This is a genomic window from Enterobacter sp. SES19 (assembly GCF_011765665.1).
GTDB lineage: Bacteria > Pseudomonadota > Gammaproteobacteria > Enterobacterales > Enterobacteriaceae > Enterobacter > Enterobacter pseudoroggenkampii.
Map to the genome: position 1 here is coordinate 828,436 of NZ_CP050320.1, position 22,766 is coordinate 851,201.

General features: G+C 53.6%; 23 protein-coding genes. 6 read left to right on the plus strand and 17 right to left on the minus strand.

Going from position 1 to position 22,766, the window contains the following annotated elements; translation table 11 throughout:
- Window positions 1-96 precede the first annotated feature (96 nt).
- On the minus strand, window positions 97-444 hold the full coding sequence (locus tag GXP72_RS03845; RefSeq protein WP_014882582.1) for a YacC family pilotin-like protein: 348 nt from the start codon (window positions 442-444) through the stop codon (window positions 97-99).
- A gap of 145 nt (window positions 445-589) precedes the next feature.
- On the opposite strand from GXP72_RS03845, the gene cueO reads away from it, so the two are divergent.
- Window positions 590-2,158 (plus strand): multicopper oxidase CueO, encoded by a 1,569-nt coding sequence (cueO, locus tag GXP72_RS03850; protein WP_208763511.1) that lies wholly within the window; start codon window positions 590-592, stop codon window positions 2,156-2,158.
- 150 nt (window positions 2,159-2,308) lie between these two features.
- Here cueO and GXP72_RS03855 read toward each other — a convergent pair whose 3' ends face one another.
- On the minus strand, window positions 2,309-4,699 hold the full coding sequence (locus GXP72_RS03855) for a glucose/quinate/shikimate family membrane-bound PQQ-dependent dehydrogenase (RefSeq protein ID WP_090419026.1): 2,391 nt from the start codon (window positions 4,697-4,699) through the stop codon (window positions 2,309-2,311).
- A gap of 208 nt (window positions 4,700-4,907) precedes the next feature.
- Here GXP72_RS03855 and hpt point away from each other — a divergent pair, with 208 nt between their 5' ends.
- Entirely contained in the window at window positions 4,908-5,444 is a 537-nt protein-coding gene (gene hpt, locus GXP72_RS03860; protein ID WP_008501948.1) for a hypoxanthine phosphoribosyltransferase, read from the plus strand.
- 61 nt (window positions 5,445-5,505) lie between these two features.
- Here hpt and can read toward each other — a convergent pair whose 3' ends face one another.
- Window positions 5,506-6,168, minus strand: coding sequence for a carbonate dehydratase (can, locus tag GXP72_RS03865; RefSeq protein WP_008501947.1), 663 nt, complete (start codon window positions 6,166-6,168; stop codon window positions 5,506-5,508).
- A gap of 107 nt (window positions 6,169-6,275) precedes the next feature.
- Between can and GXP72_RS03870 the strand changes: the two genes are divergently transcribed.
- The 4 genes from GXP72_RS03870 to GXP72_RS03885 all read left to right on the plus strand — a co-directional run bounded on the left by GXP72_RS03870 (window position 6,276) and on the right by GXP72_RS03885 (window position 9,826).
- A complete protein-coding gene (locus GXP72_RS03870) occupies window positions 6,276-7,202 on the plus strand; it encodes an ABC transporter ATP-binding protein (protein ID WP_047071003.1) in 927 nt (308 codons plus the stop codon).
- Window positions 7,199-7,969, plus strand: coding sequence for an ABC transporter permease (locus tag GXP72_RS03875; protein ID WP_023334536.1), 771 nt, complete (start codon window positions 7,199-7,201; stop codon window positions 7,967-7,969). The genes GXP72_RS03870 and GXP72_RS03875 overlap by 4 nt, the downstream gene beginning before the upstream one ends.
- A 104-nt stretch (window positions 7,970-8,073) precedes the next feature.
- Entirely contained in the window at window positions 8,074-8,514 is a 441-nt protein-coding gene (locus GXP72_RS03880; protein ID WP_024907487.1) for a PTS sugar transporter subunit IIA, read from the plus strand.
- 64 nt (window positions 8,515-8,578) lie between these two features.
- Entirely contained in the window at window positions 8,579-9,826 is a 1,248-nt protein-coding gene (locus tag GXP72_RS03885; RefSeq protein ID WP_090419023.1) for a polysaccharide deacetylase family protein, read from the plus strand.
- A gap of 1 nt (window position 9,827) precedes the next feature.
- On the opposite strand, the gene GXP72_RS03890 is transcribed toward GXP72_RS03885, so the two are convergent.
- From GXP72_RS03890 to dksA, 14 genes are all read right to left on the minus strand, one after another.
- On the minus strand, window positions 9,828-10,928 hold the full coding sequence (locus GXP72_RS03890; RefSeq protein WP_048990218.1) for a fimbrial protein: 1,101 nt from the start codon (window positions 10,926-10,928) through the stop codon (window positions 9,828-9,830).
- A gap of 23 nt (window positions 10,929-10,951) precedes the next feature.
- Window positions 10,952-11,554 (minus strand): fimbrial-like protein, encoded by a 603-nt coding sequence (locus GXP72_RS03895; protein WP_073961633.1) that lies wholly within the window; start codon window positions 11,552-11,554, stop codon window positions 10,952-10,954.
- Between the two features lie 23 nt (window positions 11,555-11,577).
- Window positions 11,578-12,144 (minus strand): fimbrial protein, encoded by a 567-nt coding sequence (locus GXP72_RS03900; RefSeq protein ID WP_048990222.1) that lies wholly within the window; start codon window positions 12,142-12,144, stop codon window positions 11,578-11,580.
- A gap of 18 nt (window positions 12,145-12,162) precedes the next feature.
- Window positions 12,163-12,726, minus strand: coding sequence for a fimbrial protein (locus GXP72_RS03905; protein WP_231103404.1), 564 nt, complete (start codon window positions 12,724-12,726; stop codon window positions 12,163-12,165).
- Window positions 12,727-12,753: 27 nt separating this feature from the next.
- The gene (locus GXP72_RS03910; RefSeq protein ID WP_061715955.1) at window positions 12,754-15,357 is read right to left on the minus strand and encodes an outer membrane usher protein; all 2,604 of its coding nucleotides are present in this window, start codon (window positions 15,355-15,357) and stop codon (window positions 12,754-12,756) included.
- Between the two features lie 54 nt (window positions 15,358-15,411).
- Entirely contained in the window at window positions 15,412-16,131 is a 720-nt protein-coding gene (locus GXP72_RS03915; RefSeq protein WP_061715954.1) for a fimbrial chaperone, read from the minus strand.
- Window positions 16,132-16,198: 67 nt separating this feature from the next.
- The gene (locus GXP72_RS03920) at window positions 16,199-16,783 is read right to left on the minus strand and encodes a fimbrial protein (RefSeq protein WP_048990228.1); all 585 of its coding nucleotides are present in this window, start codon (window positions 16,781-16,783) and stop codon (window positions 16,199-16,201) included.
- A 401-nt stretch (window positions 16,784-17,184) separates the two neighbouring features.
- Entirely contained in the window at window positions 17,185-17,565 is a 381-nt protein-coding gene (gene panD, locus GXP72_RS03925; RefSeq protein ID WP_003856284.1) for an aspartate 1-decarboxylase, read from the minus strand.
- A gap of 31 nt (window positions 17,566-17,596) precedes the next feature.
- Window positions 17,597-18,448, minus strand: coding sequence for a pantoate--beta-alanine ligase (gene panC / locus GXP72_RS03930; protein ID WP_024907496.1), 852 nt, complete (start codon window positions 18,446-18,448; stop codon window positions 17,597-17,599).
- An 11-nt stretch (window positions 18,449-18,459) separates the two neighbouring features.
- The gene (panB, locus tag GXP72_RS03935; RefSeq protein WP_008501941.1) at window positions 18,460-19,251 is read right to left on the minus strand and encodes a 3-methyl-2-oxobutanoate hydroxymethyltransferase; all 792 of its coding nucleotides are present in this window, start codon (window positions 19,249-19,251) and stop codon (window positions 18,460-18,462) included.
- Window positions 19,252-19,374: 123 nt separating this feature from the next.
- Window positions 19,375-19,854, minus strand: coding sequence for a 2-amino-4-hydroxy-6-hydroxymethyldihydropteridine diphosphokinase (gene folK / locus GXP72_RS03940; protein WP_090419018.1), 480 nt, complete (start codon window positions 19,852-19,854; stop codon window positions 19,375-19,377).
- Entirely contained in the window at window positions 19,851-21,248 is a 1,398-nt protein-coding gene (pcnB, locus tag GXP72_RS03945) for a polynucleotide adenylyltransferase PcnB (RefSeq protein ID WP_073961632.1), read from the minus strand. Before pcnB ends, folK begins: the two co-directional genes overlap by 4 nt.
- A 42-nt stretch (window positions 21,249-21,290) precedes the next feature.
- The gene (gluQRS, locus tag GXP72_RS03950) at window positions 21,291-22,181 is read right to left on the minus strand and encodes a tRNA glutamyl-Q(34) synthetase GluQRS (protein ID WP_090419014.1); all 891 of its coding nucleotides are present in this window, start codon (window positions 22,179-22,181) and stop codon (window positions 21,291-21,293) included.
- 59 nt (window positions 22,182-22,240) lie between these two features.
- Complete coding sequence (gene dksA, locus GXP72_RS03955; RefSeq protein WP_001155232.1) at window positions 22,241-22,696, minus strand: RNA polymerase-binding protein DksA; 456 nt, start codon at window positions 22,694-22,696, stop codon at window positions 22,241-22,243.
- Window positions 22,697-22,766 lie beyond the last annotated feature (70 nt).

Below are 22,766 nucleotides of genomic sequence, written 5' to 3' on the forward strand. Positions count from 1 at the left end.
TAAACATCCGTTACGCTCACAAAAATGAGCGAAACATGATAGCTAACTCTAACCGCGGTTGCACGGTCAGAGGTTCAACAGGGGGCTTCGGGAAGGTTATTTGACGTAGGCGAGCAGGCTGAGTGAGTCGCGAGCCAGCGCTTTGCATTTTTTGGCAGTGGGAATACCAATACCGCTTAGGTCGCGGTAGCTGTCTTCACCGAGCGCCTTCATGTCGAAGCTGTCGTAGTTGCTGAGATCCCACTGGTTCTGCTGGGCAAAAAAGACCAGCGCGCGGCGAATTTGCCCGTTGGGTAAATTCTGGTAGCCACAATCATTTTTCAGGAATACAAAAACCGCCGTTAAATCGGCCATATCTTCCGCTTCATTTTCACTTAGCGCATAGCTGTTCGCACACATTGCCATCAGGCTACCGAACAAAATTGTCCTGAAAAACGTCTTCATTGCTTCTACCACTTCTTCACGGAAAATTAACGTTAGCATACTTGATGCCAGTGCGACGATCTTTATTATTGCCGCTTGACTTGACCTTCCGGTAAGGGGAGGGTTTATGCTCAAAAGATCGCCTGCTGGAAATAAGGAAATGAACATGCAACGTCGTGATTTTTTAAAATATTCCGTGGCGCTGGGTGCTGCCAGCGCATTGCCTCTCTGGAGCCGCGCGGTTTTCGCGGCTGACAGGCCTGCCTTACCCATCCCTGACTTGCTGACCGCGGATGCCCGTAGCCGTATCAAGCTTGTTGTTCAGTCCGGCAACACGCTGTTCGGTGCGCACAACGCGACGACCTGGGGCTATAACGGCAATCTGCTCGGCCCGGCGCTACAGCTGCGCAAAGGGAAAGCGGTGACGGTGGATATCCACAACACGCTTGCCGAAGAGACGACGCTGCACTGGCACGGGCTGGAAGTGCCGGGCGAGGTAGACGGCGGGCCGCAGGGCGTCATCAAAGCGGGCGGCACGCGCAGCGTCACCTTTACGCCCGACCAGCGCGCGGCAACCTGCTGGTTCCATCCGCATCAGCATGGCAAAACGGGCCATCAGGTGGCGATGGGGCTAGCGGGGCTGGTGCTGATTGAAGACGACGAAAGCCGTCTGCTGCGCCTGCCGAAACAGTGGGGCATCGACGACGTGCCGGTGATTGTGCAGGACAAGAAATTCACCGCGGACGGGCAAATTGACTACCAGCTGGACGTGATGAGCGCGGCGGTAGGCTGGTTTGGCGACACGCTGTTGACCAACGGCGCCATTTATCCTCAGCACGCCGCACCCAAAGGCTGGCTGCGCCTGCGTCTGCTCAATGGCTGTAACGCGCGTTCACTCAACTTCGCCACCAGCGATAAGCGTCCTCTGTATGTGGTCGCCAGCGACGGCGGCCTGCTGCCGGAGCCGGTGAAAGTGAGCGAACTGCCGATGCTGATGGGGGAGCGCTTTGAGGTGCTGGTGGATATCAGCGACGGCAAAGCGTTTGATCTTGTGACCCTGCCGGTTAGCCAGATGGGGATGGCGGTCGCACCGTTTGATAAGCCGCATCCGGTGCTGCGTATTCAGCCGTTACTGGTGACCGCTTCCGGCACGCTGCCTGATTTGTTAACCACTCTGCCAGCACTCCCGTCGCTTGATGGGCTTACGCAGCGTAAGCTGCAGCTCTCCATGAACCCGATGCTCGATATGATGGGCATGCAGGCGCTGATGGCGAAATATGGCGATAAGGCGATGGCGGGGATGCATCACGGGCAGATGATGGGTCATATGAATATGGACCACGGCAAAATGGGCGGCATGGGGAACATGGAGCACGGCGACCATGGCTTTGATTTCCATAACGCCAATATGATCAACGGTAAAGCGTTCGACATGAACACGCCGATGTTTGCAGCGACAAAAGGGCAGTTTGAGCGCTGGGTGATTTCAGGTGAAGGGGACATGATGCTGCATCCGTTCCATATCCACGGTACCCAGTTCCGCATTCTTTCTGAGAACGGCAAAGCGCCGGATGCGCATCGCGCGGGCTGGAAAGATACGGTGAGAGTGGAAGGCGGCGTCAGCGAGGTGCTGGCGAAGTTTGACCACGACGCGCCGAAGGAGTTTGCCTATATGGCGCACTGCCATCTGCTGGAGCATGAAGATACGGGGATGATGCTCGGCTTTACCGTATAAAAAAGCCGGATGGTCGCAGGTGCGGCCTGATGCCCTCACCCTGACCCTCTCCCACCGGGAGAGGGAACAAACACAAAAACGGCAACCGAAGTTGCCGTTTTGCATTTTTCCGTAGGCCGGGTAAGGCGTAGCCGCCACCCGGCTTTTCAGTTACTTACTTTCATCAGGCAGCGCATACGCGACGATATAGTCGCCCATCTTCGTGCCAAACGAACCGTGACCACCTGCAGAGATGACAACGTACTGCTTGCCATTTACTTCATAGGTCATCGGCGTAGCCTGTCCGCCAGCCGGCAGACGGCCTTGCCACAGTTTTTCACCGTTGGTCATGTTGTACGCGCGCAGGTAGTTATCTGCGGTTGCCGCGATGAACAGCACGTTACCGGCGGTGGAAATTGGGCCACCCAGCATCGGCATACCCATATTAAACGGCACCGGAACCGGCATCGGGAACGGCATGCTGTCCTGCGGGGTACCAATACGTTTTTTCCACACGATCTGATTGGTTTTCAGATCCAGGCCGGAGATATAACCCCAGGCAGGCTGTTTACACGGCAGGCCAAACGGCGACAGGAACGGGTTCAGCGTTACGCCGAACGGTACGCCATACTGCGGCTGAATACCGGCTTCGGTACCGCTGCCTTTCGCGTCTTTCGGCTGCTCCATTGGGTTGCCCGGACCGCGTGGGATCAGACGGGAAACGAACGGCAGCGCCATTGGGTTGGCAATCGCGACCTGACGGTTCGGGTCAACGGAGATCCCGCCCCACTCGAACATCCCCAGGTTACCCGGGAAGACCAGCGTGCCCTGCTCAGAAGGCGGCGTGAAGATGCCTTCATAGCGCAGCTGATGGAACATCACGCGGCACACCAGCTGGTCAAACATGGTGGCACCCCACATGTCTGCCCCGCTGAGGTCTTTCTTCGGACGGAAGCTCAGGTCAGAGAACGGCTGGGTTTTGCTGACGTAATCGCCTTTCGCCGCACCCTGCGGAACCGGTTTTTCCGGTGCCGGCACAACCAGCTTGCCGTTGCTGCGATCCAGAACGAAGATGTTGCCGGTCTTGGCCGGGGCGTAAATCACCGGAACGGTTTTGCCGTCAACGGTAATGTCCGCCAGCGTCGGCTGGGACGGCATATCCATATCCCACAGATCGTGGTGTACTGTCTGATAGCTCCACGCCAGCTTACCGGTGGTCGCGTTCAGCGCCACGATAGCGCTGGCATAACGTTCCTGCTCCGGCGTGCGGTTACCGCCCCAGATATCTGGCGTAGTAACGCCCATCGGCAGGTAGACCAGGTCCAGCTTCGCGTCATACGCAGCCGGGGCCCAGGAGTTTGGCGAGTTAAAGGTAAAGGTGTGCTCGTCCGACGGGATCGCATTCGGATCTTTCGCACCCGGGTCGAAGGCCCACAGCAGTTTACCGGTATTCACGTCGAAACCGCGGATAACGCCGGAGGTTTCGCGCGTGGAGAAGTTATCCGTTACCGAACCGGCAATCACGATGGTTTTATCGGTGATGATCGGCGGCGAAGTTGGCTCATACAGACCCGGCGTGGTGTCCGGCATGTTGGTCTGCAGATTCAGGATACCTTTGTTGGCAAAGGTTTCGCACAGCTTGCCCGTTTCGGCATTGATGGCGAACAGACGGCCATCGTTGACCGGCAGCATGATGCGGCGCGGACAGTCGGCTACCACTTCCGGGCTCGCATTGTCGGCGCGCGCCTCGTGGTATGAGACGCCACGGCAGGTGACGTGCTGGAAGGACGGGTTGGAGTTCAGCTGCGGATCGAAGTGCCATTTCTCTTTACCGGTGGCCGCGTCGAGCGCGAACAGACGCTGGTGCGCCGTACACAGATAAAGCATATCGCCGACTTTAATTGGCGTCACTTCGTTGGTCAGCTCGCCCGGATCGTTCGGCATCTTCAGGTCGCCGGTACGGAATACCCAGGCTTCTTTCAGGTTCTTAACGTTGTCCGCGTTGATCTGCTTCAGCGGAGAGTAGCGTTGACCTTCCTGATTACGACCATAGGCAGGCCAGTCGCCGTCCGCCACCTGCGAGATAGCCGCCGCAGGCGTCGATTCTGCGTTCAGCGTACCGTTGATCTCCTGCGGGTCGTTAAAACCGGCCCAGGTCAGAATGCCGCCGGTAATCAGCAGGGCAACAACCAGGCCCGCCACAGCACCGCTGGAAGGCACAATCAGGCGACGCCACACGAACGGCAGGATCAGCCAGATACCGAAGAAGACCAGGATGTCGCTGCGCGGCGTCAGCGCCCAGAAGTCAAAGCCGACTTCCCAGACGCCCCAGATCATGGTGGCAAGAAGGAGTGCGGCATACAGCCACAGTGCAGATTGTTTTCTACGCCAGAGCAGGACGGTTACGCCAAGCATAACCAGGCCCGCAATCGGGTAGTACCAGGAGCCGCCGATCGCGACCAGCCAGACGCCACCGATTAACAGATACAGCGCGCAGAAGGCTGCGAACGCCGCTGTTAATGTTACCAGTAGACGCGGCTGTTTAGAGTTTGTTTCAGCCATAGAAAGTGTACTCGTCAGTTTTTGTTAATAATTTGCTAGCAACTAATTATAGGTATTAACAAGTGTGATCGGAATCACAATATTTGCTTTTTATAACTCATACGCCAGGGTTATCCATTTGCTGATATAATGGCTGGCTTGCGTATCAGTGCTGGATATTAACTCATCCGTATTGAGAGATTTTCATCAAAATCATTTGGTTAGTAATATGAAACATACTGTTGAAGTGATGATCCCGGAAGCCGAGATCAAAGCGCGTATCGCCGAACTGGGTCGTCAAATCACCGAACATTACAAGGACAGCGGCAGTGAAATGGTGCTGGTCGGTCTGTTGCGCGGCTCTTTCATGTTCATGGCGGACCTGTGCCGTGAAGTGCATGTGCCCCATGAGGTCGATTTTATGACCGCCTCCAGCTACGGCAGCGGCATGTCCACCACCCGTGATGTGAAAATCCTGAAAGATCTGGATGAAGATATTCGTGGCAAAGATGTGTTGATCGTTGAGGATATCATCGACTCCGGCAACACGCTGTCAAAAGTGCGCGAGATCCTGAGCCTGCGTGAGCCAAAATCGCTGGCGATTTGCACCCTGCTGGATAAGCCTGACCGCCGTGAAGTGCAGGTGCCGGTAGAGTTTGTCGGTTTCTCTATCCCGGACGAGTTCGTCGTCGGTTACGGCATTGACTACGCGCAGCGCTATCGCCATCTGCCGTATGTTGGGAAAGTGGTATTGCTGGACGAGTAATTGCGGGCTGATGCCCTCACCCCGGCCCTCTCCCACAGGGAGAGGGAGAAAATCCCCGGCTTTATTTATGGTTCACATGCTTAAGCTGAAGGTTGGCAATTCCCGAACGGTAACGCTGCTCCAGCGTTTCCCGGTTGGTGGCGGTCACTTCCAGATTGCGCAGCAGACCGTCGTGAATGCCGTACGCCCAGCCGTGGATCGAGACCTTCTGCCCGCGTTTCCACGCCGATTGCATGATCGTTGAGTGGCCCAGGTTATACACCTGCTCCATCACGTTGAGTTCGCACAGGGTATCCATGCGACGCTCCTGCGGCATTTCGCCCAGCAGTGAGCTATGTTTGAACCAGATATCGCGGATGTGCAGCAGCCAGTTATCAATGAGCCCCAGTTCCGTGTTTTCAACCGCCGCCTGCACGCCGCCGCAGCCGTAGTGGCCGCAAATGATGATGTGCTCGACTTGCAGAACGTCAACGGCATACTGAACAACAGAAAGACAGTTGAGATCGGTGTGAATCACCAGGTTGGCAACGTTGCGGTGAACAAACAGTTCGCCGGGCTCGAGGCCGGTCAGGCGCTCCGCCGGTACGCGGCTGTCGGAGCATCCAATCCAGAGAAAGCGTGGGTTTTGCGCCTGCGCGAGTTTTCCAAAAAATCCGGGGTCTTCCTCCACCAGCATTTTTGACCATAGTGCATTGTTGCTGATGAGTGTATCTATGTTGTTCATGGAGGTTAGCGACCTGTAACCGAGTAATTGCGTTGCGCTACTATAGGGTAACCCGACTTTTAATGAAACCACACAACGTGTGTCAGAACGGAAGGTAAGTTAATTTCATGGCAATTGCACTGGAGCTTGAGCAGCTTAAAAAAACCTATCCGGGCGGCGTTCAGGCGCTGCGCGGAATAGATCTAAAAGTAGAGGCCGGTGATTTTTATGCGCTTCTGGGGCCGAACGGGGCGGGGAAATCGACCACCATTGGGATCATCAGTTCGCTGGTCAATAAAACCTCCGGCCGGGTGAGCGTCTTTGGTTACGACCTGCAAAAAGATGTGGTGAACGCCAAGCGCCAGCTGGGTCTGGTGCCGCAGGAGTTCAACTTCAACCCGTTTGAGACGGTGCAGCAGATCGTTGTTAACCAGGCGGGTTATTACGGCGTCGAGCGTAAAGAGGCCCTGGAGCGGAGCGAAAAATACCTCAAGCAGCTCGATCTGTGGGAAAAGCGTAACGAACGTGCGCGGATGTTGTCCGGCGGGATGAAGCGCCGCCTGATGATTGCCCGCGCGCTGATGCACGAGCCAAAGCTGCTGATCCTTGATGAGCCGACGGCGGGCGTCGATATTGAACTGCGTCGTTCCATGTGGGGCTTCCTCAAGGATCTCAACGACAAAGGCACCACCATTATTCTGACCACCCACTACCTTGAAGAGGCTGAAATGCTGTGCCGCAACATCGGCATCATTCAGCACGGCGAGCTGGTGGAAAACACCTCGATGAAGAACCTGCTCTCCAAGCTGAAATCAGAAACCTTCATTCTCGATCTGGCGGCTAAAAGCGCGCTGCCAAAACTTGAAGGTTATAACTATCGTCTGGTGGATACCTCGACGCTGGAAGTGGAAGTGCTGCGCGAGCAGGGGATTAACAGCGTGTTCTCGCAGCTGAGCGCGCAGGGTATTCAGGTCTTAAGCATGCGTAACAAAGCGAATCGACTGGAAGAGCTGTTTGTCTCTCTGGTGCAGGATAAACAAGGAGACAAGGCATGACGCATCTTTACTGGGTCGCGCTGAAAAGTATCTGGGCGAAAGAGATTAACCGCTTCATGCGCATCTGGGTGCAAACCCTGGTGCCGCCAGTCATTACGATGACTCTGTACTTCATTATTTTCGGTAACCTGATAGGTTCCCGGATTGGTGAGATGCACGGCTTTACCTATATGCAGTTTATCGTGCCGGGCCTGATTATGATGGCGGTGATCACCAACGCCTATGCCAACGTGGCGTCGTCATTCTTCAGCGCCAAGTTCCAGCGCAACATCGAAGAGCTGCTGGTCGCGCCGGTACCGACGCACGTTATTATCGCCGGCTATGTCGGCGGCGGCGTGGCGCGCGGGCTGTGCGTGGGGATCCTGGTCACGGCGATTTCGCTGTTCTTCGTGCCGTTCCAGGTGCACTCGTGGCTGTTTGTGGCGCTGACGCTGCTCCTGACGGCGATCCTGTTCTCGCTGGCCGGTCTGCTGAACGCCGTATTCGCCAAAACGTTTGACGATATCAGCCTGATCCCGACCTTCGTGCTGACGCCGCTAACCTATCTCGGCGGGGTGTTCTACTCCCTGACGCTGCTGCCGCCGTTCTGGCAGGCGCTGTCGCACCTGAACCCGATTGTCTACATGATCAGCGGTTTCCGCTTTGGCTTCCTCGGTATCACTGACGTGCCGCTGTTTACCACGGTGGCGGTGCTGGTGGTGTTCATCATCGCCTTCTACCTGCTGTGCTGGTATCTGATCCAGCGCGGACGCGGTCTGCGCAGCTAATCTTTTGCCCGGCGACATTCTGTTTGCCGGGCACTTTCTTTGACAGTTATCACCGAAAGCTAACCTTCACTCCGCTAAACTACTTGCCTGCTAAGGAGAGAGTTATGCTGGGATGGGTTATCACCTGCCACGATGAACGGGCGCAGGACATGCTGGACAAGCTTGAAGCCAGATTTGGCCCGCTGGCACAGTGCCGGGCGGTAAATTACTGGCGCGGGTTGAGCACCAATATGCTGAGTCGCATGATGTGCGATGCCCTGCATGAAACGGACACCGGTGATGGCGTGATTTTTTTGACCGATAAATCGGGCGCGGCGCCTTACCGCGCAGCCGCTTTGCTGAGCCATAAGCATGATTGCTGTGAGGTGATCTCGGGCATCAGCCTTCCATTACTTGAAGCGATGTATCCGCAACGTGAAACGTTAACCAGCGCCGGGTTCCGAAACGCTATCGTCGCGCAGGGTACACCGGACGTCAGCAGCTTGTGGCATCAGCAGCAAAAAAATCCTCCTTTCGTCCTGCTCCATGATCTGTATAAGAATTAAACGTTGGTATTGATGTCGCTTTTGCTACAATGGCATAAGTATTTCCGCTTCGAATAAGACCCTCATGTTCACGCGTATTGTTTTCCTGTTATTGATGTTCGTGTCCGGCACTTCTTCTGCCAGTTTATTAAGTCAGCAAAGACTGCCTGCCCAATATATGCAAACCACCGAAGATGCGGCGATTTGGGCGCAGGTCGGCAACAGCGTTATTAACGTCGGCAACGTGCGGGCAGGGCAGATCCTCGCGGTGGTGCCTGCGGCGGCGGACTACTATGAATTTCGCTTCGGATTTGGCACGGGCTTTATCGACAAGGGACATCTGGAGCCGGTGCAGGGTAAACAGCGCGTCGAGGATGGGCTGGGAGATCTGAATAAACCGCTGAGCAATCAAAACCTGATAACGTGGAAAGACACGCCCGTTTATAATGCCCCGAACAACGGTAGCGCACCCTTCGGCACCTTAAGCGCTAATCTTCGCTATCCGATCCTGAATAAACTCAAAGATCGCCTCAATCAGACCTGGTTCCAGATCCGCATCGGCAACCGCCTGGCGTGGATCAGCAGCCTGGACGCGCAGGAAGATAATGGCATTCCGGTCATTACCTACCACCATATTTTGCGCGACGAGGAGAACACCCGCTTCCGCCATACCTCCACGACCACCAGCGTGCGGGCGTTCAGTAACCAGATGACCTGGCTGCGCGACCAGGGCTATACCACCCTGACGATGTACCAGCTGGAAGGATACGTGCGTAACAAAATGAACCTGCCGGCGAAATCGGTGGTGATCACCTTCGACGACGGCCTGAAGTCCGTTAACCGCTATGCTTACCCGATCCTCAAAGCGTATGGCTTTAAGGCGACGGAGTTTATTATCTCCTCGCGCATCAAGCGCCACCCGCAAAAATGGGCGCCGAAATCCCTGCAGTTTATGAGCGTGTCGGAGCTGGAGCAGATGCATGACGTGTTCGACTATCAGTCCCACACGCACTTCCTGCACCGCGTCGACGACAACCATCAGCCCATTCTACTGAGCCGCAGCTATCACAATATTTTGTTTGATTTTAAGCGCTCGCGCAGGGACCTGGCGCAGTTTAACCCGCACGTGCTTTACCTCTCGTATCCGTTCGGCGGCTACGACGATAAGGCGATTAAAGCCGCGAATGACGCCGGGTTTCATCTGGCGGTGACGACGGTACGCGGGAAGGTCAAGCCGGGGGATAATCCGTTCTTACTGAAGCGCCTGTATATCTTAAGAACGGATTCGCTGGAGACGATGTCGCGGCTGATCAGCAATCAGCCGCAGGGGTAGTTTACAGATAATTAATCGTAAAGGTAGCGAGGGCAACAAAGTTACCAGGTCTAAGCTCTGCTCCGTCTTTTCTTAACGATGCCTGGAAAGGAAGATCGTTACTGGCACTAGAGCCGACTTCGGGTAACGGCACGTAAATATAGTTTGGGTCATTGATAAAGGGTTCGCCATGACCGCTTGGGTTTGCAGAAAATTTCTGAGCAATAGATACGCCAATCCCGGCAGCGACATCTGGACCTGACAATGTATTTATCAAGATCTGTCCAGGGGTAGTACCTGTGACTTTGGAAGATGAAACCCGATAATTTATTGCGACTACATTATTACAGCCCCTGAGCTGTAAATTAAAAGTCTGAGATGGGTAGTACCCGTCTCTCATTGTTGAAAACATGATTTCACCGAAATCGACATTATTTGTACCGTTGTTAACGACGGCCGTTTGGCACGTTGACGCAGCAATAGGGATACTGAACGTTGCGGGAGTGACATCAAACCACCAGGGTTGGTTATCCGAGTCTGTATGGCCACCAATTGACATGCCGCCGATTCTTTTCGCTTCCTTAGGTGTAATCATGGTTATGCCCGTAGGGTTACCGAGATACTCGCTGGTTTGAATCAGCTTAATTTGTGCTTTCCAGTCGTGACTTGCCGCGCCAGCGTGCACGGGCAAATCTTGCCATTGGCCATTCATTGTGGCCTGAAAATAGGAACCCGGGTTATTATCAGAGTAGATCCTGACCGCGTAGTAAATACCCGTAACATTGGTTGGCCACATATCACCGTCTACACCACCAATGGCATCATAGACGATGTTAGACATCTGATCGCCATCATTACCACTGTCACAGTCAGACCATAGTGCAGGGGTGAGGCTGGCATTGTAAGGGCCGCCTATTTCATACCCACCACTGGGGAATTGTCCCTGGGGTACAGGACTAAAGTAGACTGGTGAACCGGCTATTGTATTCACGATAGTGGATGAGCCTCCCTCGCCACGCGCGCCAAAGTGACATTCGGCCCTCGCATAGCCCTGTACCAACAGCAAGGCTATAACAGCGATTTTTATCAGGATTGCTTTTGCTGAAAATCCATTTAATTTCATAGTGATAACTTTGCCTGTTCCATTTAATTATATGTCGCATTCACGACGACTCGGCTGGCCACTGTCCCTGCGGTTACCGGACCGGTATTTTGCAAACGGGCATAGAAATCATATTCTGTTGCCCACTCTGATTTGGCAGTTAGCGCGACGCTGGAACTGCCATCAGAATTCAGCACGTTGGTATTGAGCTCTTTTGAAAAGATAACAATACCGGTGTTGCCAGCGCCGCCTTCGGCAGGGCTGGTTTCGTTGATGAATACCTGCCGGCTGCCGGCAGGAAACTGCTTGCTCTGAGGTTGAAAGCTGAAGTTAAGGGTATTCACACTGGTTCCGGCACCCAGACAGCTGTCAATTTTTACCGTGAATGCCGTGCCGGAATCCGCATCTGTTGGCTGCAGACGTGAACTTCCATCTGTGTTGTAAAACCAGCTTTTGCCCACCGTTGGCAGATGGACTTGTCCATCCTCGGGAATCGACACCTGACAGGTGGTTTCAATGATATTGGCACTGAGCGTAATGTCCATGCCTGTCTCTTCAGACAGACATGGGGCAGACCAGCTTACGCTCATGAGTCCTGCTATCACCAGGAGACTTCCCAGGACATGATTGTTCGTTATTTTGGTCATCGCGGTACTGCCCCTGTACTTAATTACTGATAGGTCACGAGAAAAGTAACGGGTGCGCTGGCTTCACCTGGCGTTACCTGGCTGATAGTTTTGCCCTTGGCCAGGACGATTCGAGCCGTCATATCAACATTCGTCGTTGAACTGCTGATTGTAACCGTCTGAGGCATCCTTCTGGCGTTATCACAGATCATCAACGTGCCGTTATCTACATTACCTTTCCAGACTTCAAAGCCAGTGGAGTGACCGGCAGCGAAAGAATCGCCATCCGCATTTCCGCCGGAACATCCTCCCCCTGTACCTGGCGTCGCGGTTATGGTTGCCGATTTCACACCAGCGCAACCGCTGAAGGCAATTTTAAACGGCTCGCTGCGGGTCTGGGCAACAAGGTCTGACTTGAAGACATCGCCAAAGGCCAGGGTGCTGATCGGCTGACCGCCAGCATTCTGGATTTGTGCCGAACAGGTACCGGCTTCAATGGTAGAGGTAAACGTCGCCTGCACGTTTGTGGTGCCGGTGATTGCACTTGCTGCAACGCTAAACAGACCGGTGGAAACGGCCAGCGCAATCAGAGTGGAAGATTTTTTGTTCATTGTCGCGTTTCCTTCCGCTTATTGATATTCAAAGTTAAATGTGGCAATTGCACTGAAGCTGCCGGTTGTTGCCTCGCCTGCTTTTGTTTCAACCAGACGCGCTATCAGGGGAACTTCCTGGCCGCTGATCTCTCCTCCTGTCCATACCAGACGTTCTGCATCTACTGTTGAGTTGATGGTAAACGGTGCTGTTGGTGCAGAGACGCGAGCAATAGAAACCCCCATGTTGGCAGCAGGTGTTACAGACGCTGTGTTTGCAATCGCTGTAACCATATTGGCGGACTGGCTGCCCGCAATGGTGGTTTTCAATCCTGCAAGGCTGGATGGACATTCAATGATTTTCAGCTTGAATGTGGTGCTCGCTGTATCTGCTCCGCTGCTAATATCAGCCAGCGACGTTTTACCTGCGGCACCAATCGGAATGGTGTTTTTTTGACCATCACCCGTTCCGCCTTCAATGGCCATATCGCAGGTCGTTTCACGCAGCGTGGCGGTGAAGGTCACGTCCAGACTGGTGCTGCCAGCCATGGCTTGCGCGCTTAAGGCCAGCAGAACTACTGCGCAAAGGCTTGTTTTCTTCATTAAAAATAACTCCATGTTATAAAACGATTACATCTGACAGGACTGGTTATCCAGCATGGTTGTCAGACCCACTTTCCGGGTAGATGAGGTGGTGTTATAGGTCACAGTACAGGTGCTGTTTGCCTCGCTTCCCCATACAACACGTAACGTGCCGCGATCGTCGATACCACGCACATATGCTTGGCCTGCCTGGCCAACGGAACCGACGGACTGGCCTTTATCGTTCTGGACATCTGCCCCCAGCGGAATAAAACCGTTGTCAGAACGATGCAGGTCCAGCAGCATTGAGCGTCCCTGGTCGGTTTCGAAATCCACGCGAACAATGGCGCCGCTGCGCGGCACGGCAACTGTGCTGGTGTTTTTGACTTCCACGTCTGATTCCAGTCTGGCAATATCAATCCCGACGGTGTTCTCACGGTAAGCCGACAGATAAGGCATGATTGCATAACCTGAACTTCCAATAACGCCGTCCCCTACCGTCAGCTGGGCCCCTTTCGCCCCAGGCGCGCTTACCAGCGCCAGTGTATCGGTGTCGCCAATGCTGCCTGGAGCCAATGTAATGCCGCCTGAGTGCACCAGCATTCCTCCGCTGTAGCTCAGAGAGTACTGCTGGCTGCTGTCATCAGAGGCAGAGGCAGATAAGCTCAAGGGACCATATGGGCTGCTGTAACTGCCATAGCCGCCTATTTGGTTGAGATCGCCGCTGTCGGCATGGCTGGTACTGGTATTGACGCTGTAGCTGAAACGGTAATCGTCGGAGTTGCCATTTGCGCTGGTGTTAAACGCCGAACTGTCTTTGAAATCTGAGTTCACGCTCATGTTCACGCTGGAGAAACCGCCTGGATGTTTGCCGTGACCAAACAGGTTTTCCAGAGGGATACTGAGGTTCACGTAGACGCTGTCATCTTTTGCGCCATATGCATCGTAGCTGCGCTGTAATGAGACGCTATAACTACCCAGCCAGAATGAGCTGTTGTAACCCACCGAATACTGAGATGTTGAGCTGGAATCAGTCCAGTAATCCTGCCAGCTGCCGGTGATATATAACGAGCCGTAGTTCTCCTTGCCGGATGACAAAGGTTGGCTGATGTTGACCTGCACCTGGTTTTTCATACGCTGGAAGCTGTTGTACACATCTTCGTTCGTATGGTCGGGGTTACGTGATTTATCGCGATATTTCACGTCATCCGCCAGTGATGCCGCGTCATTCAGCGTCAGATAGTTCTGCGTTGAGAAGCGATAGGCCGCCACGTTAAACGAGGTGTTGGTATCGGTAAGCAGTTTGCTCCAGGAGACGCGATAACTCTGGCCGCTCAGGTTATCGAGACCGTCGATATTAGCATCAGAATGGGTGACATCCAGTGCAAAGGCTCCGATCGGGGTGTTCATGGCGATCCCGATCAATCCAGATAAGTAACCCGTGTCCATATACTGGAAGCCAGTGTAGCCGGTAAAGGTGTTGTTTATCCCGTAATAGCCTGTGGCATAACCCAGACGCGGCTTATCGCGAAGACTGTCATCGTTAAGTTCGCCGACGCCGATATCCCAGCGGCTATAGCCCGGGCGAAGCATTTGACTTACGGAAGAGTAGGGCACGGAAAATGTGCGAGTACTTCCGTCCGATTCTTCGATGGTAACAACCAAATCACTCCCGTAACCGGTTGTGCTGAGATCGTTGAGTTCAAAAGCTCCCGGTGGAACGGTTGATTCGAATATCTTGTTCCCGCTTTGTGTCACGGTCACTTTGGCGTTACTTTTTGCGACGCCACGGATGGTCGGGGCGTAGGTGGAGATCCCCCCTGGCAGCATGCGATCGTCGTTATACATTCTCACGCCACGCAGGCTGAAGGAGTTAAAGGTATCGCCGCGGGTAAAAGAGTCACCTAACAATAACTGGGCGCGTAACGGCGTAATATCACGTTGCAGGTAAATATCCTGGCTGGAGTAATCCGAACCATCATCCTGGCTCCAGTTGAGCGTACCGCGTGAGCGCAAACGCCACGGGCCCATGTTGAGGCCATATTTGAGGCCGGCATACGCGGTATCACGTGCACCGTCGGTGCTGTCTGAATGCCACGCGTTGAGATCGTAAGAGAGCATTCCGGCGGTAATACCATCTTCCCACAGAGACGGGTCAACATAACCATTCGGGCGACGTTCAACAAAAACCTGCGGTACGACCAGGCTTAATTCCTGCGTCGCGGCATTGAAGTCCCAGGAAGCCCCTGTTAAGGCCTCACTAATATTGATACAGACTTCTTTACCCTCTTCGAAATCCTGATCACCTAACACATTTTTGAGCGCGTCGGCTTTAATACCGATCTGCATCAATAACTTAGGTGTAAAACAAGGCGTTGCTCGCGGGGTTCCGTTTTCTTTAAACGTGAAGTCAGTGAGTATTTTTTTTTGCCCGTTCAAAACGAGTTGTGTTTTAAATGTTCCTGGAATAACGGGATTCCCGCGAGAAAAGCGGCTAACGTCAATATTGGCTCCTGTATTAAACAGGAACTGATCGTTGAATTCGACCTCTTCACTACCAGAAGATGGCGCAGGCGTTTTGTCAGCGGCAAAAGATGCTGACTGGAACGCTGTGCATATGGCAATACAAAGAAATGAGCGGCGAAATAACATTGCTATTACTAATCCGTTAGCTGCTAATAATAAAGAACAAATAATTATTTTTAATCAATTGACGATTGCGTCGCGCTTATCTGCACCGCCAAAATCATTGATTGACGTAAAGGTGATTTTACTAATCTTTGCCGAAACCGCGGTTTTCAGGTCATAAGACTGGCTGGCAAATGGCGCAACAACGTGAGGTTCTAATTCAATTTTCTTACCGCCCACGGTCGTTTCAATTTTGGCAATAGATACATAGAATGGTGAATCATTGCGCGCGATTAAAGCATTAGACTGCTGAGACCATTGCAACTGGGCAGCTGCCGTTGTCGGGTCGCCTTTCAGACCATCTGGGCGGAAAAACATCTTGATACGCGTACGGAAAGCCAACTGCAGCATGTTCTGACTATCCGCCTCTTTCGCTTTGGGCGGCACTTCCAGTACGTTAAACCAGTACATGGTCTCTCTGTCTTTTGCCATTGCCTGTCCTAGCCATGTAATACGGACGGTCTGCCCCTTTGCGGGATCAACACGTGAAACAGGAGGAGTGACGATAAACGGCAGCTTTAACTCTTGTGGGTTAGTAGTATCGCGACCATCATCAAGCCAGGACTGAACTAATAGTGGTTTATTACCACGGTTTTCCATATTTACGGTCACATCTTTGGCCGATTCAGGGTAAATGACTCGCGTGCCAGAGATAACAATATCGGCAAATGCTGAATGTGAAACTGAAAAAACAGCACTTAACATCAGTGCGGTAAGACAGGTTTTAATCGGGCGCATAATTTTAATCCTTTAAAATAAAAATGCGCCCACCTCATCCGTGAGCGCATATATCAGAGATAAACTCTTATTCGTAGCTCATGGTGAAGGTTACGTTGCTGCTCACCTTACCAGATGTGATGTCGTTAGTACCTTTAACCCATGCAGCGCCTGGAACGTATGCAACACGGTAAGCCAGAGTGCCTTCACCAGCAGTCAGCGTCGCAACCTGGGTATTGTTCGCAGGCTGGCCAATCATGATACGATCGGTGTTTGCGCTGGTGTTGTTAAACAGAGCCAGACCAACGTTGTCAGCATGACCCGCAACAGTTGGGTCTGCTTTCAGGGTGCCGTTAGACAGATCAGCGAACTGCTGAGAGGTAAAGATTGCGGATGCAGAGGTTAGTGTATCCGGGCACTGGCTCATATGCAGTTCGAACTCTTTGGAACCGATGCCAGCATCAACAGTGGTTTTTTCGAGGTCAGCTTTTTTAACAACAGGCAGAGTTATGGTCACGTTGTTTGCATCAACACCGTTATTCGTAGTGATAACGCAAGTGGTATCAGAAACAGCACCGTCAAAAGTGATCAGGCCAACATCGGCAGCCATTGCGGAAACAGAACCCATTGCCATAACAGCTACAGATGCAGCCAACACAGTTTTCTTAAACATATTTACAATATCCATTTATTAAATAAAGTTATTCAAGATAATTATGGTTTTCTCCCATAAAGCGAAATGAATATAATATTGTTTTCTGAGGGTTGGTATTTAAAAGAACTTTAGAGTGAATTTAGGTTAATTAAATTGAGCTGTTTTTTTATTGAAAATCAAGGAGGTGAGTGATGAGGGGTGATGAATATTGTGGAAAGGAATGACCAAAAAGCAGAAAAATTAGAACGTAATAGTAGGAATACTAACAAAAATGAATGTTTGTATATAATAAATCTTATATTTCTTCATGTTTATTTAGTCTTATTATTGCTGGGGGTGATGTATCTGTTTCATTATAAACGCGATAACAGCGAAATAAAGAGCAGGACTGTCCTGAATATAACAGTCCTGTGAATAGGTCAGGCAACCTGAACCGGAATCGCCTTTGCGGTGCGCTTCATTTCATTGTCGCCTTCGAAGTAGGCCACTTTAGGCTGCCAGCGCCGGGCTTCTTCGTCAGACATCATCACGAAGCTGGCGATAATCACAATGTCGCCCACGTCTGCACAGTGCGCGGCTGCGCCGTTAACGGAGATGATTTTAGAACCGCGCTCGGCGGCAATCGCGTAGGTAGAGAAGCGTTTACCGTTATTCACGTTCCAGATATCGATCGCTTCGTTTTCAAGGATCCCCGCAGCATCGAGGAAATCCTGGTCAATGGCGCAGGAGCCTTCATAGTGCAGGTCGGCCTGGGTGACTTTCACACGGTGAAGCTTACCTTGCAGCATTTTGCGAATCATTACGTTTACCTTTAATTATCAAGGGCGAGAACTACGCCAGCTCAACCACTTTATTATCAATCAGACGAGCCTGGCCAAGCCATGCCGCTACCAGGATCACCGCACGTTTGCTGGTTTCCGTAAATTCCAGCAGCGTATCAGCATCACGAATTTGTACGTCGTCAGCGCGAAGACCTTTATCGTTCAGCGCCTGTTCGGCGAGGGCGACGATCTCTTCGACGGTCAACTCTTTTGCCAGAACCTGCTCCGCCATGGTGTTCATGACCTTGCTTAAGCCCGGCGCGATTTTACGCTGTTCAGCGGTCAGGTAGCCATTTCGCGAACTGAGCGCCAGACCGTCTTTGGCACGTACAATCGGTACGCCGACAATCTCGATATCGTAACCCATATCCGCGACCATTTTGCGGATCAGCGCCAGCTGCTGGAAATCTTTCTCACCGAAGCAGGCAACGTCCGGCTGTACCAGGTTGAACAGCTTGCTGACGATGGTGGAAACGCCGCGGAAATGGCCCGGGCGGCTGGCACCTTCGAGCATGGTGGAAATCCCCGGGACGTCAACGTAGGTTGCCTCTTCAGTACCCTGCGGGTAAACATCCGCCGGTGCAGGTGAGAAGACGATATCCGCATGGCGTTTTTTGAGCTTCTCGCAATCTTCCTGCAGGGTGCGCGGATAGCGCGCCAGATCGTCGGCGCGGTCAAACTGCATGGGGTTCACGAAGATACTGACCACCACGATATCTGCCCGCGCGCGGGCTTCGTCGACGAGCTTCATGTGGCCGTCATGCAGATTGCCCATGGTTGGGACCAGTGCGATACGTTTACCTTCCTGACGCGCGCGGCGGATATGCTGGCGCAGCAGCGGCAGGGTTTCAATGATTAGCACAACGAGACTCCTTAATGGAAACTGTGTTCTTCACCCGGGTAAACACCGGATTCAACGTCGGCAATATACTGCCTGACCGCAGCGCGCATGTCGCCCGCTTCGGCGAGGAAATTTTTAGCAAATTTCGGGATGTGTCCGCCGGTGATACCGAAGGCGTCGTGCATCACCAGAATCTGGCCGTCGGTGACGTTGCCTGCACCAATACCAATCACCGGAATGGACAGCGCGTCGGTGATGCGTTTCGCCAGCTCAACCGGCACGCACTCCAGCACCAGCAGCTGGGCACCTGCGGCTTCCAGCGCCAGGGCATCATCCAGCAGCGTCTGGGCTGCATCGCCGCGGCCCTGCACCTTATAGCCGCCGAAGATATTCACGGACTGCGGCGTCAGGCCTAAATGGCCGCAGACCGGCACGGCGCGCTCGGTGAGCATCTTCACCGTATCAACCAGCCAGGCGCCGCCTTCAATTTTGACCATATTGGCACCGGCGCGCATCACTGCCGCCGCGTTTTCGAATGCCTGTTCCGGCGTGGCATAGGCCATAAACGGCAGATCGGAAAGCAGCAGGCAGGCTGGGGCGCCACGGCGCACGGCGCGGGTATGGTAAGCGATATCCTCAACCGTCACCGGCAGGGTGGAATCATGTCCTTGTACCGTCATCCCTAACGAATCTCCGACCAGCATGACGTTGATCCCCTCTTCGGCAAACAGTTTGGCGAAGCTGTAGTCATACGCGGTGATGGTGGCGAAGCGTTTTTTTTCCTGTTTGCATTTCTGCAGTAAGGAGATGGTGGTTGGTTTCATACTGTTTCCTGATAGCCCAAAAGCGAATCTTTGCGCATTCTAACAGTAACATTCGAGGGAACAATGATTTTAGGTAAACGATTAGCCACAATTATTTTGAGGCTAACTGACAGGGGAACCCGATCACCAGCGAGCGGGTTTTTCCGCGTTGAGGTTGTCCAGAATGGACTTAAGTGAGGTGCCATCCGGGAAGATGAGATTGGGGGCGACTTCATAGAGCGGCCAGAGCATAAACCCGCGATTTTTCATATCGTAATGCGGAACGGTGAGACGTTCAGTGTTAATCGTCTCGTGACCAAACAGCATAATGTCGAGGTCCAGCGTGCGCGGTCCCCAGCGTTCGGCTTTGCGTACGCGGCCCTGCTGCAGTTCGATGCGCTGGGTATTGTCCAGCAGTGTTTCGGCATCAAGGGCAGTTTCAAGTACCACGGCGGCGTTGAGGTAATCGGGCTGATCCTGCGGCCCCAGCGGCGGCGTGCGGTAGAACGAGGAGACCGCCACGATCTTGCTTTGCGGAATCTCGCCCAGCGCCTGTACGGCAGCATTCACCTGCTCCAGCGGAGAGGCTAAATTGCTGCCGATGGCGATATACGCGAGGGTCATGCTGTCCCTTCACGACGCGGCGCGCGTTTGCGCGGACGACGATGACGGCGACGCGGTTCCGGCTCTTCATCCAGCCCGGTAAGCATATCTTTCTGCTCCGGCGGGGCGGAGACCTGGAATTCAGCCCACCACTGCGCCAGACGCTGCAGCTCCTGGTTGCGTTCAATTTCCGCACGCAGCGACAGGAGATCGAAGGCAGCGCGGAATTTAGGATGCTCCATCAGCTTCCAGGCGCGTTTGCCCTGACGACGGGACATGCGCAGCTGAAGCTGCCAGATGTCGCGCACCAGGGTGGTAATACGTTTCGGAATGGCGAGTGTGCGGCAGCCTTCGTCCAGCACGTCGTTGGCAGCCAGCGCGAACGCATCGTAATAGGCGAGCCCGCTCTCCTGGGTAATACGCTGTGCCGTTTCCAGCAGCGGATACCAGAACATTGCGGCAAACAGGAACGCCGGGTTCACGCGCATGTCGTTGCGAATGCGGGTATCGGTATTTTTCAGCACCTGCGCAATCATCCGCTCCATTGGGCTGTCACCGTTTTCGGTGAAGTAGCGGGTAATGGTCGGGAACAGCGGCTGGAACAGGTTGTATTCGCGCAGCAGATTATAGGTTTCAAAGCCGTGGCCGGCCTGCAGCAGCTTCAGAGCCTCTTCAAACAGGCGAGCAGGCGGCACGTCGTTAATCAGCGTTGCCAGCCGCGGGATCGGCTCTGCCGTTTCCGGGCTGATGCGCATATCCAGCTTGGCGGCGAAACGCACGGCGCGCAGCATACGCACGGGATCTTCACGGTAGCGCGTTTCCGGCGTGCCGATCAGACGGATCAGACCTTCTTTCAGGTCCTGCATGCCGCCGACGTAATCGCGCACGGTGAAATCCGCCACGCTGTAATAAAGGCTATTGATGGTGAAGTCGCGACGCTGGGCATCTTCTTCGATGGATCCGAAGATATTGTCGCGCAGCAGCATACCGTTCTGGCCGCGCTGTGACGTAGTGCGATCGGACGCGCCCGCTTCGTGGTGGCCGCGGAAGGTCGCCACTTCGATAATTTCCGGCCCAAACATCACGTGAGCCAGACGGAAACGGCGGCCAACGAGACGACAGTTACGGAATAATTTGCGCACCTGCTCAGGCGTGGCGCTGGTCGTCACGTCGAAATCTTTTGGTTTTTTGCCCAGCAGTAAATCACGCACTCCACCGCCCACGAGATAGGCCTCGTAGCCCGCTTTATTCAGTCGATAGAGCACCTTGAGGGCATTTTCACTGATATCTTTGCGGGAAATAGTGTGCTGCTCACGCGGAATAACCGACATGTGTGGCTGTGCAATAGCATCGTTCGCCATGCTCTCTTCGCGGCTTAGCACTTTACGGCAAAAATTAGCGACTCGGGTAAAAATGGTACACCTCGTAGTGTGTTTTGTTATGAAAAAAGCGGCTAATCATAGCTCAGCGCAACGCATTTGAGAATGCTGGATTTTTGGCACTGCCGCGAGCGTCCAGTTGGCAACGGCCATTTTCAGCAGTTCGTCAATACGCAGATCCTGCCATTCGTTGGTTACATTCTGGTTGAGAAATCGCAGCGCGTCGATCAAAACAGGACGCGGATCGCCGTCTGGCAGGGCCGGGGCGTGGTTCTGCTTTGACAATTTAAAGCCCTGCGCATTGACCGCCAGCGGCAGATGAATGTAGTCCGGCGCCGTCCAGCCAAACTGGTGATACAGCGAGATTTGTCGAACGGTCGGCTCGACCAGATCCGCCCCGCGCACAATTTCCGTCACGCCCTGGAAATGATCGTCCACCACCACGGCCAGGTTATAGGCGAACAGGCCATCGCGACGGTGAATAATAAAATCCTCACGCGCCAGACGTTCATCGGCATGAATCTCACCGGAGAGTAAATCGGTAAAGCGCGTCACCGGGGAGCGCTGACTGATACGCACGGCGGCATTTTCCGGAGGAAGATTAAGCGTGCGGCAGTGGCCGTCATAGACGCCGCCTGCGCTCTGGATACGCGCGCGGGTGCAGGTGCAGTTATAGGAAAGTCCCTGTGCGCGAAGCCAGGCCAGACGTTCCCGATACGCCCCGTGACGTTTTGACTGCCACAGCACCTCGTCATCCCAGTGAAGACCGTAATGTTCCAGCTGACGCAGAATCGTCTCTGCAGCACCGGGAACTTCACGCGGAGGGTCAATATCTTCAATGCGGACGAGCCATTTTCCCTGGCGGGCGTGAGCCTGCAGGTAGCTGCCGAGCGCGGCAATTAATGAGCCGAAGTGTAATTCACCGGAAGGAGATGGCGCGAAGCGCCCAATATAGTGTGATTCAGACATATCAACAGTAACAAGGCGGGAGAGACTCCCGCCTTTAGAGTGTGTAAACAGCGCTGGTATTAACCGGCCATCTGTTTTTCGCGGATTTCGGCCAGCGTTTTACAGTCGATGCACAGATCGGCGGTTGGACGCGCTTCCAGGCGACGAATACCGATTTCAACACCGCAGGATTCGCAGTAGCCAAAATCTTCGTCTTCGACTTTTTTCAGCGTTTTCTCGATCTTTTTGATCAGTTTGCGTTCGCGGTCACGGTTACGCAGTTCGAGGCTGAACTCTTCTTCCTGAGCGGCACGGTCTACCGGATCCGGGAAGTTAGCAGCTTCATCCTGCATATGAGTAACGGTGCGATCGACTTCATCCCTGAGTTGATTACGCCATGCTTCAAGAATACGCTTGAAGTGCGACAGCTGGGCTTCGTTCATATACTCTTCGCCCGGCTTCTCTTGATACGGCTCCACCCCAGCGATGGCGAGAATACTCAGGGACGATGTTTTACGGTTTTGCCCTTCTTGCATGTTGCTTCTCCTTAACACGCACTATCGATCCCCGTGTTGGGGGAAAAATCAGGTCGCTATAAATAGCAGA